Annotated in this window: 14 protein-coding genes and 4 tRNA genes; 5 read left to right on the forward strand and 13 right to left on the reverse strand. The window is 61.8% G+C overall.

What is annotated here, in order from left to right; all coding sequences use genetic code 11:
• Positions 1–25 precede the first annotated feature (25 nt).
• The gene (locus ACRCYW_RS06700) at positions 26–631 is read left to right on the forward strand and encodes a sugar O-acetyltransferase (protein WP_438549455.1); all 606 of its coding nucleotides are present in this window, start codon (positions 26–28) and stop codon (positions 629–631) included.
• A 72-nt stretch (positions 632–703) separates the two neighbouring features.
• Here ACRCYW_RS06700 and ACRCYW_RS06705 read toward each other — a convergent pair whose 3' ends face one another.
• On the reverse strand, positions 704–1,303 hold the full coding sequence (locus tag ACRCYW_RS06705; RefSeq protein ID WP_438549350.1) for a Yip1 family protein: 600 nt from the start codon (positions 1,301–1,303) through the stop codon (positions 704–706).
• Positions 1,304–1,688: 385 nt separating this feature from the next.
• On the opposite strand from ACRCYW_RS06705, the gene ACRCYW_RS06710 reads away from it, so the two are divergent.
• Positions 1,689–2,021 carry a hypothetical protein gene (locus tag ACRCYW_RS06710; RefSeq protein WP_438549351.1) on the forward strand — a complete coding sequence of 111 codons (333 nt, stop codon included), beginning with the start codon at positions 1,689–1,691 and terminating at the stop codon, positions 2,019–2,021.
• A 21-nt stretch (positions 2,022–2,042) separates the two neighbouring features.
• On the opposite strand, the gene ACRCYW_RS06715 is transcribed toward ACRCYW_RS06710, so the two are convergent.
• From ACRCYW_RS06715 to plsY, 8 genes are all read right to left on the reverse strand, one after another.
• Positions 2,043–3,386 carry a potassium channel family protein gene (locus tag ACRCYW_RS06715; RefSeq protein WP_438549352.1) on the reverse strand — a complete coding sequence of 448 codons (1,344 nt, stop codon included), beginning with the start codon at positions 3,384–3,386 and terminating at the stop codon, positions 2,043–2,045.
• Between the two features lie 330 nt (positions 3,387–3,716).
• Positions 3,717–4,727 carry an OmpA family protein gene (locus ACRCYW_RS06720; RefSeq protein ID WP_438549353.1) on the reverse strand — a complete coding sequence of 337 codons (1,011 nt, stop codon included), beginning with the start codon at positions 4,725–4,727 and terminating at the stop codon, positions 3,717–3,719.
• 276 nt (positions 4,728–5,003) lie between these two features.
• On the reverse strand, positions 5,004–5,336 hold the full coding sequence (locus ACRCYW_RS06725; RefSeq protein WP_438549354.1) for a YegP family protein: 333 nt from the start codon (positions 5,334–5,336) through the stop codon (positions 5,004–5,006).
• A 120-nt stretch (positions 5,337–5,456) separates the two neighbouring features.
• Positions 5,457–5,532 (reverse strand) — tRNA-Asn (locus ACRCYW_RS06730).
• Between the two features lie 8 nt (positions 5,533–5,540).
• A tRNA-Phe gene (locus tag ACRCYW_RS06735) sits at positions 5,541–5,616 on the reverse strand.
• 3 nt (positions 5,617–5,619) lie between these two features.
• Positions 5,620–5,695 (reverse strand) — tRNA-Thr (locus ACRCYW_RS06740).
• Between the two features lie 52 nt (positions 5,696–5,747).
• Positions 5,748–5,823: transfer RNA gene (locus tag ACRCYW_RS06745), tRNA-Phe, on the reverse strand.
• A gap of 47 nt (positions 5,824–5,870) precedes the next feature.
• The gene (plsY, locus tag ACRCYW_RS06750) at positions 5,871–6,533 is read right to left on the reverse strand and encodes a glycerol-3-phosphate 1-O-acyltransferase PlsY (RefSeq protein WP_438549355.1); all 663 of its coding nucleotides are present in this window, start codon (positions 6,531–6,533) and stop codon (positions 5,871–5,873) included.
• Positions 6,534–6,692: 159 nt separating this feature from the next.
• On the opposite strand from plsY, the gene folB reads away from it, so the two are divergent.
• The 3 genes from folB to ACRCYW_RS06765 all read left to right on the forward strand — a co-directional run bounded on the left by folB (position 6,693) and on the right by ACRCYW_RS06765 (position 8,209).
• Positions 6,693–7,064 (forward strand): dihydroneopterin aldolase, encoded by a 372-nt coding sequence (folB, locus tag ACRCYW_RS06755; protein ID WP_438549356.1) that lies wholly within the window; start codon positions 6,693–6,695, stop codon positions 7,062–7,064.
• Between the two features lie 26 nt (positions 7,065–7,090).
• On the forward strand, positions 7,091–7,600 hold the full coding sequence (gene folK, locus ACRCYW_RS06760; RefSeq protein ID WP_438549456.1) for a 2-amino-4-hydroxy-6-hydroxymethyldihydropteridine diphosphokinase: 510 nt from the start codon (positions 7,091–7,093) through the stop codon (positions 7,598–7,600).
• Positions 7,601–7,720: 120 nt separating this feature from the next.
• Positions 7,721–8,209 (forward strand): YbaK/EbsC family protein, encoded by a 489-nt coding sequence (locus ACRCYW_RS06765; protein ID WP_438549357.1) that lies wholly within the window; start codon positions 7,721–7,723, stop codon positions 8,207–8,209.
• Between the two features lie 78 nt (positions 8,210–8,287).
• Here the strand turns inward: ACRCYW_RS06765 and mdtD are convergent, their stop codons facing one another.
• The 4 genes from mdtD to ACRCYW_RS06785 all read right to left on the reverse strand — a co-directional run bounded on the left by mdtD (position 8,288) and on the right by ACRCYW_RS06785 (position 13,113).
• Entirely contained in the window at positions 8,288–9,685 is a 1,398-nt protein-coding gene (mdtD, locus tag ACRCYW_RS06770; RefSeq protein ID WP_438549358.1) for a multidrug transporter subunit MdtD, read from the reverse strand.
• A gap of 104 nt (positions 9,686–9,789) precedes the next feature.
• Positions 9,790–10,917: a CobW family GTP-binding protein gene (locus tag ACRCYW_RS06775; protein ID WP_438549359.1), complete on the reverse strand. Its 1,128-nt coding sequence runs from the start codon at positions 10,915–10,917 to the stop codon at positions 9,790–9,792.
• A 71-nt stretch (positions 10,918–10,988) separates the two neighbouring features.
• Entirely contained in the window at positions 10,989–12,383 is a 1,395-nt protein-coding gene (locus tag ACRCYW_RS06780) for a D-arabinono-1,4-lactone oxidase (RefSeq protein ID WP_438549360.1), read from the reverse strand.
• A gap of 112 nt (positions 12,384–12,495) precedes the next feature.
• Positions 12,496–13,113, reverse strand: a complete 618-nt coding sequence (locus ACRCYW_RS06785) for a LysE family transporter (RefSeq protein ID WP_438549361.1) — start codon at positions 13,111–13,113, stop codon at positions 12,496–12,498.
• Positions 13,114–13,177: the final 64 nt, after the last annotated feature.

The raw sequence follows: 13,177 nt of genomic DNA on the forward strand, positions 1-13,177 counted from the left end.
GATGACACAGATGAATACAGAAATGATGGTTGACCCACATAAAACGCTGAGCGGAAGGGGCCCGGAGTGGCAAAAGATGGTGGCCGGCGAGCCCTATGATGCCGCCGACCCCGAACTCAAGACGGCGCGGGAGCGCTGCCGCGCCCTCTATCACAACTTCAACACCCAGTGGCAGGAGAAGCCGGAACGGGATGCCCTGCTGAGTGAACTGCTTGGCAGCCTGGGCGAGGCGTGCGCCATCAACCCGCCCTTCTTCTGCGACTATGGCGCCAACATCCATGTGGGCGAGAACTTCTACGCCAACGTCAACTGCACCATCCTGGATGTGTGCGAGGTGCATATCGGCGACAACGTGCTCCTGGCGCCCGGGGTGCAGATCTACACGGCCGCCCACCCGGTGGCCGTCGTTCCTCGGGTGGCCGGGGTCGAGTTCGGCAAGCCGGTGCGCATCGGCAACAACGTCTGGATAGGCGGCAGCACCGTCATCTGCCCCGGCGTCACCATAGGGGACAACAGCGTGATCGGTGCGGGATCCGTGGTCACCAAAGACATACCGGCCGGGGTGGTCGCGGTAGGCAATCCCTGCAAGGTGTTGCGCCCCATGACGGCTGAGGAGTTGGCGGGCGCCTAGTCGGAACCTGCTCGCCCTGTACACAATGAAAAAGGCGCCTGATGGCGCCTTTTATTCCCATGTATTCCCTGGCTAATGCATAAACACGGGCCCGAAGCCGGAGCCCCAGAGGATGGCGGTGCTCGCCAGCACGCAGACCAGCAGCACCAGACCCACGGTGACCACGGAGCTCGCGTAGATGAAGCCTTGCTCCTTGGTGATGTGCATCAGTATGGGCACTCCAATGTAGAGCAGATAGACGGAGTAGCTGAGCCCGATGAGACCGATGATCATCACGAACCAGAGGTGTGGGAAGAAGGCGGAGAAGCCGACCATGAACAGGGGCGTCGAGGTATAGGCCGCGAGTTCGAGGGAGGTGGTGTAGCTGGGGTCGGCCCCGAAGGTATGACCCATCCAATGCACCAGGTATGAGAGCGCGAACACGCCGACGATGAGGGCCAGATACATGGCCACCGACAGCACGAAGGCGCTGTCCGCGGTCAATCTGATGGGATCACCGACCCCTATGCTCCAGCCGATGTGCACGGCGGAGTAGTAGGCGCAGACTGACGGGATAAGGGCCACGATCAGGATGTGGGTCAGGCTGTTCCTGAAGCTGTCGTGTCGCTCGTCTATGGTATGCCATTCGGTGTGAGGATGGGCATACAGTCCCCATAAATGATTCAATATCATAGCGTTATTCCTTATCTGCTGTGATGGTTGACCGATCGGTACCTCTATCGTTCCTCTCTCTTGTTGTTCCTTGCATCCCTTGTTCGGCCAAGGCCGAGGGCCCGGCCACGCGCTTTAAATAAAGTCGCTCATGGCCCAAGGCGTCAAGCCGCGGGCGGGAACCCGGAAACAGCGAAGCCCGGCGCCATGGCCAGGCTTCGCACTGACGAGTAGCCTCTTCGCCAGTCAGAAAGGCGTGGTTGACGAGGTTCCGCAAGCGCCTGGCTGCCGGGATCCGGGTACGGGAATCGGCCCTCCCCCGATAGCCGTCATACCCGTTGTCGCCATCGACGCCGCGCGCTAGACTCCCAGCCTCGACGCCTACCCCATTCACACAAGGACGGCGATGCATCAGCTCAGCACCTATCTCAAGGCCATCCATCGGCAATCCGGGCCGGCGACCATCATCCGCCAGCAGAGCGAGTCCCATCTCGAGCAGGACCAGGATGGTACCCTGATCCACCATCGGCAGACCCACTACTGGTTTGCCGACGGGGTCGTCATCTGCCATCAGCGGGAGCAAGACGATGTCCCGTCCCAGCAGCTCTGCGCCGAGTGCTGGATAAGCTACAGGGTCATCGCCAGCCCCCACCCCATCAGCCCCTCCCACAAGCTGTTTCACAACCCCTGCCAGGAAGCATTCTGGCTGAAGATGCAGGGCATCGTACCGGCGACCTGACCGGGATGCCCCGCCAGGCCGTCAATACTGTTTGGTCTTGGAGGCGAAACCCGCGAGGAAGAGACCGGTCAGGAACATGCCGCTGAACGCCTCTATGGCCGACAACAGCTGGAGCGGTGACGAGGTCTGGGAGATGTCCCCGTAACCCAGGGTCACGAAGGTGACGATGCTGAAGTAGAGTGAACGGCCGAGGTGGCCGTGGGTGACGGATTCCGGCGCCAGGAAGTAGGTCAGGGTCGCCAGCAGGATCACCACCATGGACATCAGCAGACTGCGGATGGGTCGCTCGCCAAAGCCCCAGGTGATGAAGCTGATGAACTTGGAGGCACATTTCAGGTAACAGAGCAGGGAGAGGATCCCCTTCTTCAGAGGACCGCTGCGCAGCCAGCTGTCTTTATACAGCTCTCTGGGGCTCGCCAGGGACTTCATCTCGTGCAGCTTCTCCTGGTAGTAACACTCCCCGGCATCGACCGTGTCCCCCACGCTGGAGAAGAGCCGCTTCGCATTGCGGTACAGCTTGCTCGCCTCGCTGTGGTCGATCCGGCCATTCTCGTTGTAGCTGACCTGCACCTTGTCCAGGTTGGTGTGCTCCATGGTGGCATCGAAGTTCTTGGCGCTGACGTTGAAGTTCTTCAACACGGCCCGGGACGAGTGGAAGCGGATCTCCTCGCACTCTATGGTGAAGTCCTGAAACACCCCGTCCTCCAGCGCCAGTTCCCGTTTCTTGGCCCAGGCCCTGTGGTCCCACAACAGGGAATCGAACAGATCCAGCCCGATGACGCCGCCGTTGACCCTGACCCCCTTGGCCGAGCAGTGCCACAGATAGACCTTGGAGTTGTTGACGGCGCCATCCAGGGAGAGCTCGTCGAGGCAGGTGAAGTCGAGCAGGCGCCCTGAGATGATGGGGCTCTGCAGGGCGACACCACCGATATTGAGCAGGCGATGTTTGCCGAGCACCTGCGCCTCCCCCTTGTTGTTCTCGGAGACCGACAACAGGCTCTGCACCCTCTTCGCCTGATCCTTGCCATGCTTGCCGGCCAGCCACATGAGATAGGGCTCGAAACGGGACTCGGAGCGGATGAGCCCGCTCTTGCGCAGGGACTCCAGTGCGCCTGAGTCGGTCTCGTACAGGCGGATCTTGTCGTCACTCATGTAGACGCAGAGGCTGAGTACGCAGCGGGAGCTGATAAAGCGGGCAATGCCGATCTGGAAGATGACCGCCTTGTCGACCTTCTGCTCCGTCATCCAGTCGCCGAAATAGGGCAGCGAGGCCGTCAGCAGTTCCCAGATCAGGGGATAGTCGTTCTCCCGGCGCCATTCGTTGAACTGTTCTGGGGAGAGCTGCCAAAGCTCGGTTGCATTCATACATTACCTCGATAGCAAATAGGTCCTGCCAGGCATAGTCCGAGAGAGAAGGTCAGGTACTGAAAGCCTTGGCCTGTGTGGCCGGCAGGGGATCGGCGTGGTCAACGTCCGTTACGCCACCATACTAGGCGAGGATAGAGAGGTAAGTCACTGATAGGGAATAAAGAAAGGGCAGGCTGCGACAGCTTGCTGCCCGCCTGGACAAGGGGTGAGCACGGAGAGTGGCTGCCAGAGCCGTCATCCATACGGCGCCAGCCGCCCGCTGCATCGCAGACAAGCAAGAGGGGATGCCGTGGCATCCCCTCTTCATATCATCCGGACAGGGCCAGCTTACTGCTGGACTTCCTGCACACCAGAGACGCGCACTTCCACGCGGCGATCCGGGGAGAGACAGGCGATCTGCTCGTTCTTGCCCTTGACGCCGTCACACTGGTTGCCAGTCACGGGATCGGCTTCGCCGCGCCCTTCGACGGAGATCTTGCTGGCTGGCAGCCCCTTGCTCACCAGGAAGTCGGCCACGCTGCGGGCACGCTCTTCGGACAGCTTCTGGTTATACGACTCGGAGCCGATTCGATCCGAGTAACCCACGACGATCGCACTGCCATCCTTGGGCTGGGATTCGGTGATCTGCTGGTACAGACCGTTCAGGGCATCCACTCCTTCCGGCTTCAGGTCCGCCTTGCCAAAGGCAAACAGGACGTCAGAGCTCAGGGTGAAGTTCTTCTCGACGACCACGGGGGCCGGCGCCTCTTCCACCACGGGGGCCGCCACCGGTGCGACATAGGAGGTACGGAACGGATGGTAGACGGCTTCCAGGGTGGTCACGCTCTGGTTGGCCTTGTACTGCTCGCCGGAATGGGTGGTCAGATCCGCCACATCCCACATGTAGCGATAACGCGCCTGCAGATCCAGCGCATCGTTGACCTTGTAGGTCAGACCGGCACCGGCCAACGGGGAGACCTTGCTGTCGCTGGTGCCCAGACCGTCGGTATGGCCCCAGTAAGCGCCCGCTTCACCGAACAGGGAGAAGTTCTCGCCGAGGGGCAGACGGGCGATGCCGGACAGGGTGGCACCCTGGCTTTCGTAACGGTTACCATCCGTGTTGCCACGACCTGTGTACTGGTAGCCCAGCTCGGAACCAAAGTATTCGTTGAAGTTGTACCCTGCAAAGATGTTGGCTGCCGCCGCATCTTCTTCACCCGTGTTGACGCCGTTGATCTTGTTCAGGCCATTGAAGTGGGTCGCCCCCACACCGGCACCGAAGTAGATGTCGTCGCTTGCGTGTGCAGCCGTAGTCGCCAATGCCAGTGCAATCCATACAGGTTTCAGTCTTACGTTCATTACAGCCTCGTCGATGCTAGTTGCAGGCTTGTCGCCCTTGTTCTGAATGAGCACCATTGTACCGGTTGAACCTTGTACAGGAGCTTAAGTACCTGAATGCTTTGCAATAGATCGACTGTCTGTTTTTTTATGCATCTTTCTCTTCAGCCTGAGGCATGAGCCCAGTTGTACCGGGCAACCCGGGATAAACGGGCTGGATCGGGCGTGGGCGCCATGGGCCGATCCAAACGAAAAAGAGCGCCGCGGCGCTCTTGATCCATATCGGCAAACAGCGGATCAGAGGGTCAGATCCTTGATGGTCTGGGTCGGGCCATTGGTCTGTACCGACTGAATGCCATTTTGTGCCGATGCCTTGCTGGCATACATCTGACTGGAGCCGATGACCTGATGATTCCTGGCTTTCAGCGTGAAGTGATACTGACCATTGGCCGCCTCTTTCAGATCATAGTGCCCCGCCTCCGGGGAGTTGGTCTGGACCGAGGCGATGCCGTTCTGGGCCGCCGCCTTGCTGGTGTACATCTCGCTATTGAGGATCACCTGATCATTGCCTGCCTTGAGCACAAAATAGAACTGGTCGTTTTTGGCCAGCTTCAGTTCATAGCTTCCCATCGTCTTCTCCTCGCCATCAGTGGGTGCGCCTATCAGGCTAGCCTGCTTTTCATCGGCACGACGACGGAGAACGAAAAACATAAAAAAAGACCCTTGTCTTGCGACAAGGGTCTCTTGAATTGGCTCCTCCTACTGGACTTGAACCAGTGACATACGGATTAACAGTCCGCCGTTCTACCGACTGAACTAAGGAGGAATTGTAAGTGGTGCCCAGAGACGGAATCGAACCGCCGACACGGGGATTTTCAATCCCCTGCTCTACCGACTGAGCTATCTGGGCAAATGGTGCCGGCTACCGGAATCGAACTGGTGACCTACTGATTACAAGTCAGTTGCTCTACCTACTGAGCTAAGCCGGCACACTTTAAACCATTGTGCATGAACAAATTTTTTATTTCATGGCACCAAAATTGGTGCCCAGAGACGGAATCGAACCGCCGACACGGGGATTTTCAATCCCCTGCTCTACCGACTGAGCTATCTGGGCGTGGGCGCTATTAAACGGATTTTACGGCAGGTGGTCAACGGGAAATTTCACTTTTTGTCTCGTTCGTCTCTTTTTTGCGCAGCATCATCCATTTCTGTCACTTCCGTGGCAGAAGACACCCCGCGGCGCCCCCAGAGACGAGACTCCTCCCCTCTCAGCAGGCGGGTGATGTTCTCATGATGACGGATGAGAATGAGGCAGGAGAGCAGGGAGACCGGCAGGGTGTACTCCGGTTTGAGCAGATAGGTGAAGAGCGGGGTCAGCAGCACGGTGACGATGGAGGCCAGGGAGGAATAGCCGCTCACCAGCAGCACCAGCAGCCAGGTCGCGATGGCCGCGCCCCCCATGGCGAAGCCGATGGGCAGCATGGTGCCGAGCGCCGTGGCGACGCCCTTGCCGCCACGGAAATGGAAGAAGAGGGGATACATGTGGCCGAGGCAGGCCGCCACTCCGATGAAGCCGAGGTAGACGGGCTTTATCTCCAGATACCAGGCGAGATAGACGGGGGCCATGCCCTTGAGCACATCCAGCAGCAGGACGATCAGCGCCGCCAGCCGGCCGCCGAGGCGCAGCACATTCGTCGCCCCCGGATTGTGGGAGCCGTGATCCCGCGGATCAGGCAGCCCGGTGAAGCGGGAAACCAGCACGGCACTGGACAGTGAACCACCCAGGTAGGCCAGAATAATCATTAAAATCGTCAGGGCCGTCATCTTGGTCGTTTTTACCACGATATGAATGGGGTATGATGCGGGCCACATTCTCTGGCCTGGGCGCGTCGCCCAAACCGACCGTCAGCGGCAATCTGCTTGCCAGGCCAGCATCCCTGCGCTGTTTTCACAGCCCATCAAGAGTAAAGAAGAAGTACTGTCATGGACAAGGTGTTTATTCGCGGACTCGAGGTTTTGACCACCATTGGGGTATATGAGTGGGAGAAGGGCATTCGCCAGAAGCTCAGCTTCGACCTCGAGATGGGCTTCGATAACAGACCCGCCGCCGCAACCGACGATATCAATCTGGCGCTGGACTACGCCACCCTCTCTCGCAAGATCTGTGATCATGCCGCCAACACTGTCGTCGAACTGGTCGAGACCATGGCCGAGCAGGTCGCCGGCCTGGTGCTGGCCGACGAGCGCGTGCACTGGGTCAGAGTCACCCTGACCAAGCCGACCGCCGTGCCCAATGCCGCTGGGGTCGGTGTCGAGATCCTGCGTCACCGCACCCCGGCCGCGAGCGCGCAGTGAGCGCCCTCTGCCGGGAGGATGAGCGCATGACCCGCATCTACATCAGTCTGGGTTCCAACATAGAGCGGGAGCGCCACATCCGGGCCGGACTCGATGCCCTGCATGCCGAGTTCGGTGCACTCCGGGTCTCCAGGGTGTTCGAGAGCGCGGCGGTGGGCTTCAATGGCCGCCCCTTCTACAACCTGGTGGTGGGCGCCGATACGACGCTGCCGCTGCCAGTCCTGTGCCAGCGGCTGCGGGCCATGGAGTTTGCCCACGGCCGCGAACCGGACGCCAAGAAGTTCGCCCCCCGCACCCTGGATCTGGATCTGCTGCTCTACGGGGATCTGGTGTGCGAGGCGCCGGTCTCCCTGCCCCGCGGCGAGATCCTCACCAACGCCTTCGTGCTCTGGCCGCTGGCGGAGCTGGCCCCCGGGCTTCGCCATCCCGTCGATGGCCGACCCCTGGGCGAGCTGTGGGAGTGCTACGACAAGGCCTCCCAGCAGCTCTGCCCCATCCCCTTCCAGTGGGAAGCGCGCGAGTTGCAGCCGCAGTGATCGACGAGGGCACCCCGGGGTGCCCTCGTTGTTTGTCTGCCCTCCCTTATCCGTCATAAGAAAGGGTGATTGGGCTCGGGCCCGACCGGCTGGCAGTATGAGCCCATACAGGAGACGACCATGCCACTCGACACCATTCACGACTTCAACTGCCAGCTGCTGGCGGACCTCCCCCACCAGCGCTACCAGCACGAACCCATCCTGGATTACGCCACCGATGAGAGGGTCAAGGCCCGCCTCGGCTGGCAGGCCGAATGCAGCAAGACGTTGTTTCTCAAGTTCAAGGATGGCCGCTTCGCCCTGCTGCTGACCCACAGGGACGGGCGGCTCGACAACAAGGCGGTGAAGGCGAGCCTCGGCGCCAAGCCCTCCATCTGCACGGCCGAGGAGATGCAGGCGGAGATCGGCTGCCTGCCGGGGGCGGTCTGCCCCTTCCTGCCCCGCACCGACATCCCCCTGCTGGTAGACCCCCTCCTGCTGACCCACGAGGCCTTCACCTGGACCCCGGGCCACCCGGAGCAGACCTTCCTGCTGGCCACCGAGCACCTGGCCGAGGTGCTGGCCCAGCTGCCCTGCCCGGTCAGCTACCTCTCCACCCAGGAGGCCTGATCCCCGCCTCCCGGCGTTTGGCGATGCTTAACAGCCGCGCAGCCCCTCTCCCCACATCCCGGGGAGAAGGGCGTCAACTCACCCTTTTTTCTCCTGCCTGGCCAGCTGGGCGAAGATCAGCGCCGCCAGCATGGACATCAGGCCGATGCACAGATAGGTGAGGTGGAAGCCACCAAGCCAGAACTCGCTGTCCCCCGCCGGCTTGCCGGCGGAGAAGAGGCCGAGCAGGCTGGCGGCGATGGCCACCCCCAGGCTCATGGAGAGCTGCATCACCACGGACAGCAGGCCGTTGCCGCTGCTGGCATGCTCAGGGCTCAAGTCCTGCAGGGTGAGGGTGTTCATGGCGGAGAACTGCAACGAGTTGATGGCGCCGAACACCGCCAGCCAGATCAGCAGCACGGAGTGGGGCACCTGATTGTCGATGAAATAGAAGCTGGCGATCATGACCCCCAGCGCCAGGGTGTTGCCGATCAGGATGCGGCGATAGCCCACCAGGGGGATCAGCTTGTTGACCAGGGTCTTGGTCAGGATGGCGCCGACCACGGTCGGGATCATAGTCATGCCCGCCTTGCTCGGGGAGAACCCCAGCCCAAGTTGCAGGAACAACGGGGTGAGGAAGGGCATGGCGCCGCTGCCGAGGCGGGCGAACAGGTTGCCCCAGATGCCGATGGCGAAGGTGGAGGTCTTGAACAGCGCCAGACTGAACAGGGGTTGCTCGGCATTGGCGGCATAGAGCCAGTAGCTCGCCATGGCGGCGAGACCGAACAGGACGGCGAACAGGGCCCAGCCTGTCGATATGCTGTGCTCCCCCAGCCCCTGCAAACCGACGGATACCAGCACCATACCGATACTGAACAGCACAAAACCCTGCCAATCGAACCTGGCGGTCTGCTGTTTCAGCTCAGGCATGAAGCTCCAGCTGGCGATGAAGCCTATGATGCCCACCGGCAGGTTGATGAGGAACACCCAGTGCCAGCTCGCCACCTCCACCAGCCAACCCCCCAGCGCCGGACCGATGAGGGGCCCGAGCAGACCCGGTATGGTCACGAAGGACATCACCCGCAGCAACTCGTGCTTGCTGTAGACCCGCAGCACGGCGAGCCGACCTATGGGCATCAGCAGGGCCCCACCCACCCCTTGCAGCACCCGTGCCGCCACCAGGATAGGCAGGGTGTTGGCGGCGGCGCAGGCCAGGGAGCCCAGGGTAAACAGCAGGATGGCCGCCAGATAGACCCGGCGGGTGCCGAATCTGTCCGCCAACCAGCCGGAGGCGGGGATCAGCAGGGCCACCGTCAGCATGTAGGCGATGACCACGGACTGCATCTGCAGCGGGCTCTCCCCCAGTGCCGCCGCCATGCTGGGCAGGGCGGTGTTGAGTATGGTGCCATCCAGGGTCTGCATGAAGAAGCCCACCGCGGTCAGCAGGGGCAGCCACTTGCGTTGGGCCGGGGTCACCAGGTGCGGGTTGTCGGACATGAAGCCACCTCTTGTTGGCCTGAGGATCCTCGGTCTGAAATCTGTGGGCCCGAAGATACGTTGCCTAAAAATAGACCCGCACTAGGGCGGGTCACATCAAAAAATCATTGGTCGGGTTGGCCCAACATGGCTCTGAGCTGATCTTCCAGGCTGGGCTCTGGCGCCTTCAGGGTCTCGAGGAACAGCTGCTCTATCCCCCCCCTGTCCCGGCTCCTGACGATAAAGACCAGTCTGGACTGGGCACGCCCTTCCGGCCACTCCCCCAGGGTCTGCAGCGGATAGAGCTGGCCGTGCACGCCGTGGATCACCACGGGCTGGCTCTCCCCCTCCAGCAGCAAGATCCCCTTGAGCCGCAGCAGGGCATCCCCATATTGCGCCTGCACCGCATCGATGGCCGCCAGCAGGCGGGATGGTTTGAGGGGCTCGCCGATGCGCAAAGAGAAGCTCTCTATGTCGCCGTGGTCGAAATGGGTGGGCGCGGCCGTGCCCACCTTGGCGGCGAAGGGCTTCATCTTGGGCTGCATGGGGGAGGCCAGCCCCTGTTTCGGGGACTCGGTGCGCAGCCAGGCCAACAGTTGGCGCACGTCGCGCCCCGCCGCCTCGTTGTAGGCGCCGAGCTTCTCCAGCACCAGGGGCGAGAGCACGCCGTTGTTGACCCGCTCTATGGGAGCCGCGGGGTTGAGGGCCCCCAGCTGGGCCTCCACCCTATCCAGAGTATCGGCATCCACCAGATCCCCCTTGCTCACCACCAGCAAGTCCGCCAGCGCCACCTGTTTGACCGCCTCGTACTGAGCCGCCAGTTGCTGCTCGATATGGCCGGCATCCACCACAGTGACGGTGCCATCGAAGCGGTACCGCTGGGCGATAAAGCCCTCCTCCCTCAGCGTAAAGAGCACGGGGGCCGGATCGGCCAGCCCCGTGGTCTCGATGATGAGCCGCTTGAAAGGCTTAATTTTCCGCTGGATCGCCTTCATGAAGAGCCCCTGCAGCGCCTCCACCAGGGAGCCTTGCACCGAGCAGCAGATGCAGCCGGAATCGAGCAGCACCACCTGCTCGTCCACCTGCTGCACCAGGTGGTGATCCAGCCCCACTGAGCCGAACTCGTTGATCAGCACGGCGCACTCGCCGAGCTCGGGTTGCTTCACCCAGTGGTTCAGCAGGGTGGTCTTGCCGCTGCCGAGAAAGCCGGTCAGCAGGGTCACGGGAATGCGGGTATCTTGCATATCGGTCATATCAGTTACTCACCTTTGATCGGCAGGGCGATGAGCGCGCGGGTGTCTTGCATATCGATCATGTCAATTTCTCACCGGTTGGCAAACAGATCGCTGAGCCAGCGGTTCTCGAAGCGGCCGTGGGGGTCCAGCTCGGCCTTGAGGGCCAGGAAGTCGTGCCAACGTGGCAGCAGGGCCGGGAAATCGTAGAGATCCATCGCCAGATGCTTGCCGAAATGGGGGGTGCCGCCCAGCGGCACCAGCAGCTGTTGCAGCTCGCGCATCTGCTCCATGGACCCCCCGACAAAAGTGCCGTCCGCCGCCAGATAGACCAGGAACCCAATCCAGCACACCGACTTGCCATAGGCGGCGCTGAGCCAGGCCTCGGAGGGACCGGTGCAGCGCAAAATAAAGGGATAGTGCAGCACGCCGGGATTGGCCTCCTGCCAGGCCTGCAGGATCTCCAGTGCCTCCCCCATTCGCTCGAGGGGCACCGCCACCTCACAGTTGATCTGGGGCGCCGGTATCCCCTTGCAGAGGATCTGGTAGACGTTGCCCACGAGATCGGAGGCATCTTTGAAGCGGCGCACCGTCTCGAAGTGCTCCCCGGCCCTGGCCTCGTCCTTGGTGTCCTTGGCCATCTTCTGCAGGGTAGCGTCTATGGTGGCGTTCATGCGCCCGTCCACGTTCCCCTCCAGCAGCAGGGGATCGCTGCCCCCGGCGCGATAGCGGGCCACCTCCTCCTCGGAGGCGGGATCCACCAGCCAGATATGGCTCTCGCCGGTCCAGGCGAACCACCAGCTCTTCACGAAGCTGTGCTCGCGGTTGAGACGCTCGTTGTGCGCCAGCAGGAAGGGGTAGTCGGTGGTGAACTTGGTGCAGCGCATGATGCGGTTCGGCACTGTGTTGAGGGTCACATCTAGCAGCACGCCGAGCATCCCCATGCCCATCACGAAGGCGCCGAAGCGCGGATCGGTGCGATCCACCCGGATGATGTCGCCGCTCGCCAGCATCACGGTCAGGGCCGCCACCGCATCGCACAGGGCGGACTGGTGCAGTCCCTGGCCGTGGGTGCCGGTGCTGAGCGCACCACCCAGAGTCTGGATACCGATGACCCCCGGGGAGGCCGGCAGCATCCGCTCCATGGCGACAAGATCGGCGTAGACGGTGTCGAGGGGCGTGCCCGCCTGGTAGGTGACGGTATCGGCCGTGCTGGCGAGCTTGCCCCGCAGATGGTGCAGATCCACCAGCAGCGCCTGCTTGCCCTCGGCATAGACGCTGTGGATGGGCTCAAACGACAGGCCGGAGCCGATCAGGCGCAGCTTGCGCTCCGGGTGTTCCCGCAGCAGTGCTTGCAGCTCGTCACGGCTCGCCGGGCGCCACACCTGATCCAGGGCGCCGAGGGGGTTGGTCCTGGACCAGTTGAACAGCACCTCCCGATTGCCAATCGCCTTGATGCTGTGAAATGCCTGGAACCTGACCGTCATACCGCGCCTCATCTGACTTCGAAGTGAGCATCAATTCTACCGAAAAGCGCCCGCCAAGGCATGGAAAACAAGCCCCTACAGTCGTGGATGAGAATGTGCGGGCCCAGGTGGCTCAGCGCGACGCCTGGCTGAAGGCCAGCAGGGCGCCGAATCCCACCAGCAGGGCGCCGAAGACTCTGTCTATCCAGTGACGCACCGCCAGCAGCCGGGCCCGTACCGCCGGGGTGGAGAGAAAGAGCGCCACGGCACCGAACCAGGCTCCATGGGCCAGCACGATGAAGGCCCCGTAACCGAGCTGAACTCCAAGGGAGGTGCCCGGCTGCACCACCTGCATGAATAGGCTGACGATGAAGATGGTGGTTTTGGGATTGAGGGCATTGGTTAGAAAACCGCTGCGCAGTGCCCCCAGGCTAGACAAGTGGGGTTGGCTCGCCACCTCCCCATCCAGCACGGGCTTGGCCCGCAGCATCTTGATACCGAGGAAGATGAGGTAGGCGGCCCCCGACAGCTTGATGAGGTTGAACAACCAGAGGGATTGCTGGATCAACAGGCCGACCCCCAACAGGGTATAGGTCACATGCACACAGACCCCGGCGGCGATGCCTATCGCCGTCAACACGCCGGTACGGCGGGAGCTCAGCAGGCTGTTGCGAGACACCATGGCAAAATCGGGGCCCGGGCTGATGACGGCAAGCAAGGTGATGGCCATGACGGCTAACAGTTCGGTCATGAAAAATAATCCTGGGAAGAAGTGATATCGGCTATTTTATTGGGCATCCACGTCAATAACGAAC

This window comes from Aeromonas sp. (genome assembly GCF_051657805.1).
GTDB lineage: Bacteria > Pseudomonadota > Gammaproteobacteria > Enterobacterales > Aeromonadaceae > Aeromonas.

Bases quoted from the DNA above. Each gene is read 5' to 3' on its own strand.
- ACRCYW_RS06700 (WP_438549455.1), top strand. From the start codon at position 26: ATGGTTGACCCACATAAAACGCTGAGCGGAAGGGGCCCGGAGTGGCAA.
- ACRCYW_RS06705 (WP_438549350.1), bottom strand. From the start codon at position 1,303: ATGATATTGAATCATTTATGGGGACTGTATGCCCATCCTCACACCGAA.
- ACRCYW_RS06710 (WP_438549351.1), top strand. From the start codon at position 1,689: ATGCATCAGCTCAGCACCTATCTCAAGGCCATCCATCGGCAATCCGGG.
- ACRCYW_RS06715 (WP_438549352.1), bottom strand. From the start codon at position 3,386: ATGAATGCAACCGAGCTTTGGCAGCTCTCCCCAGAACAGTTCAACGAA.
- ACRCYW_RS06720 (WP_438549353.1), bottom strand. From the start codon at position 4,727: ATGAACGTAAGACTGAAACCTGTATGGATTGCACTGGCATTGGCGACT.
- ACRCYW_RS06725 (WP_438549354.1), bottom strand. From the start codon at position 5,336: ATGGGAAGCTATGAACTGAAGCTGGCCAAAAACGACCAGTTCTATTTT.
- plsY (WP_438549355.1), bottom strand. From the start codon at position 6,533: ATGACGGCCCTGACGATTTTAATGATTATTCTGGCCTACCTGGGTGGT.
- folB (WP_438549356.1), top strand. From the start codon at position 6,693: ATGGACAAGGTGTTTATTCGCGGACTCGAGGTTTTGACCACCATTGGG.
- folK (WP_438549456.1), top strand. From the start codon at position 7,091: ATGACCCGCATCTACATCAGTCTGGGTTCCAACATAGAGCGGGAGCGC.
- ACRCYW_RS06765 (WP_438549357.1), top strand. From the start codon at position 7,721: ATGCCACTCGACACCATTCACGACTTCAACTGCCAGCTGCTGGCGGAC.
- mdtD (WP_438549358.1), bottom strand. From the start codon at position 9,685: ATGTCCGACAACCCGCACCTGGTGACCCCGGCCCAACGCAAGTGGCTG.
- ACRCYW_RS06775 (WP_438549359.1), bottom strand. From the start codon at position 10,917: ATGACCGATATGCAAGATACCCGCATTCCCGTGACCCTGCTGACCGGC.
- ACRCYW_RS06780 (WP_438549360.1), bottom strand. From the start codon at position 12,383: ATGACGGTCAGGTTCCAGGCATTTCACAGCATCAAGGCGATTGGCAAT.
- ACRCYW_RS06785 (WP_438549361.1), bottom strand. From the start codon at position 13,113: ATGACCGAACTGTTAGCCGTCATGGCCATCACCTTGCTTGCCGTCATC.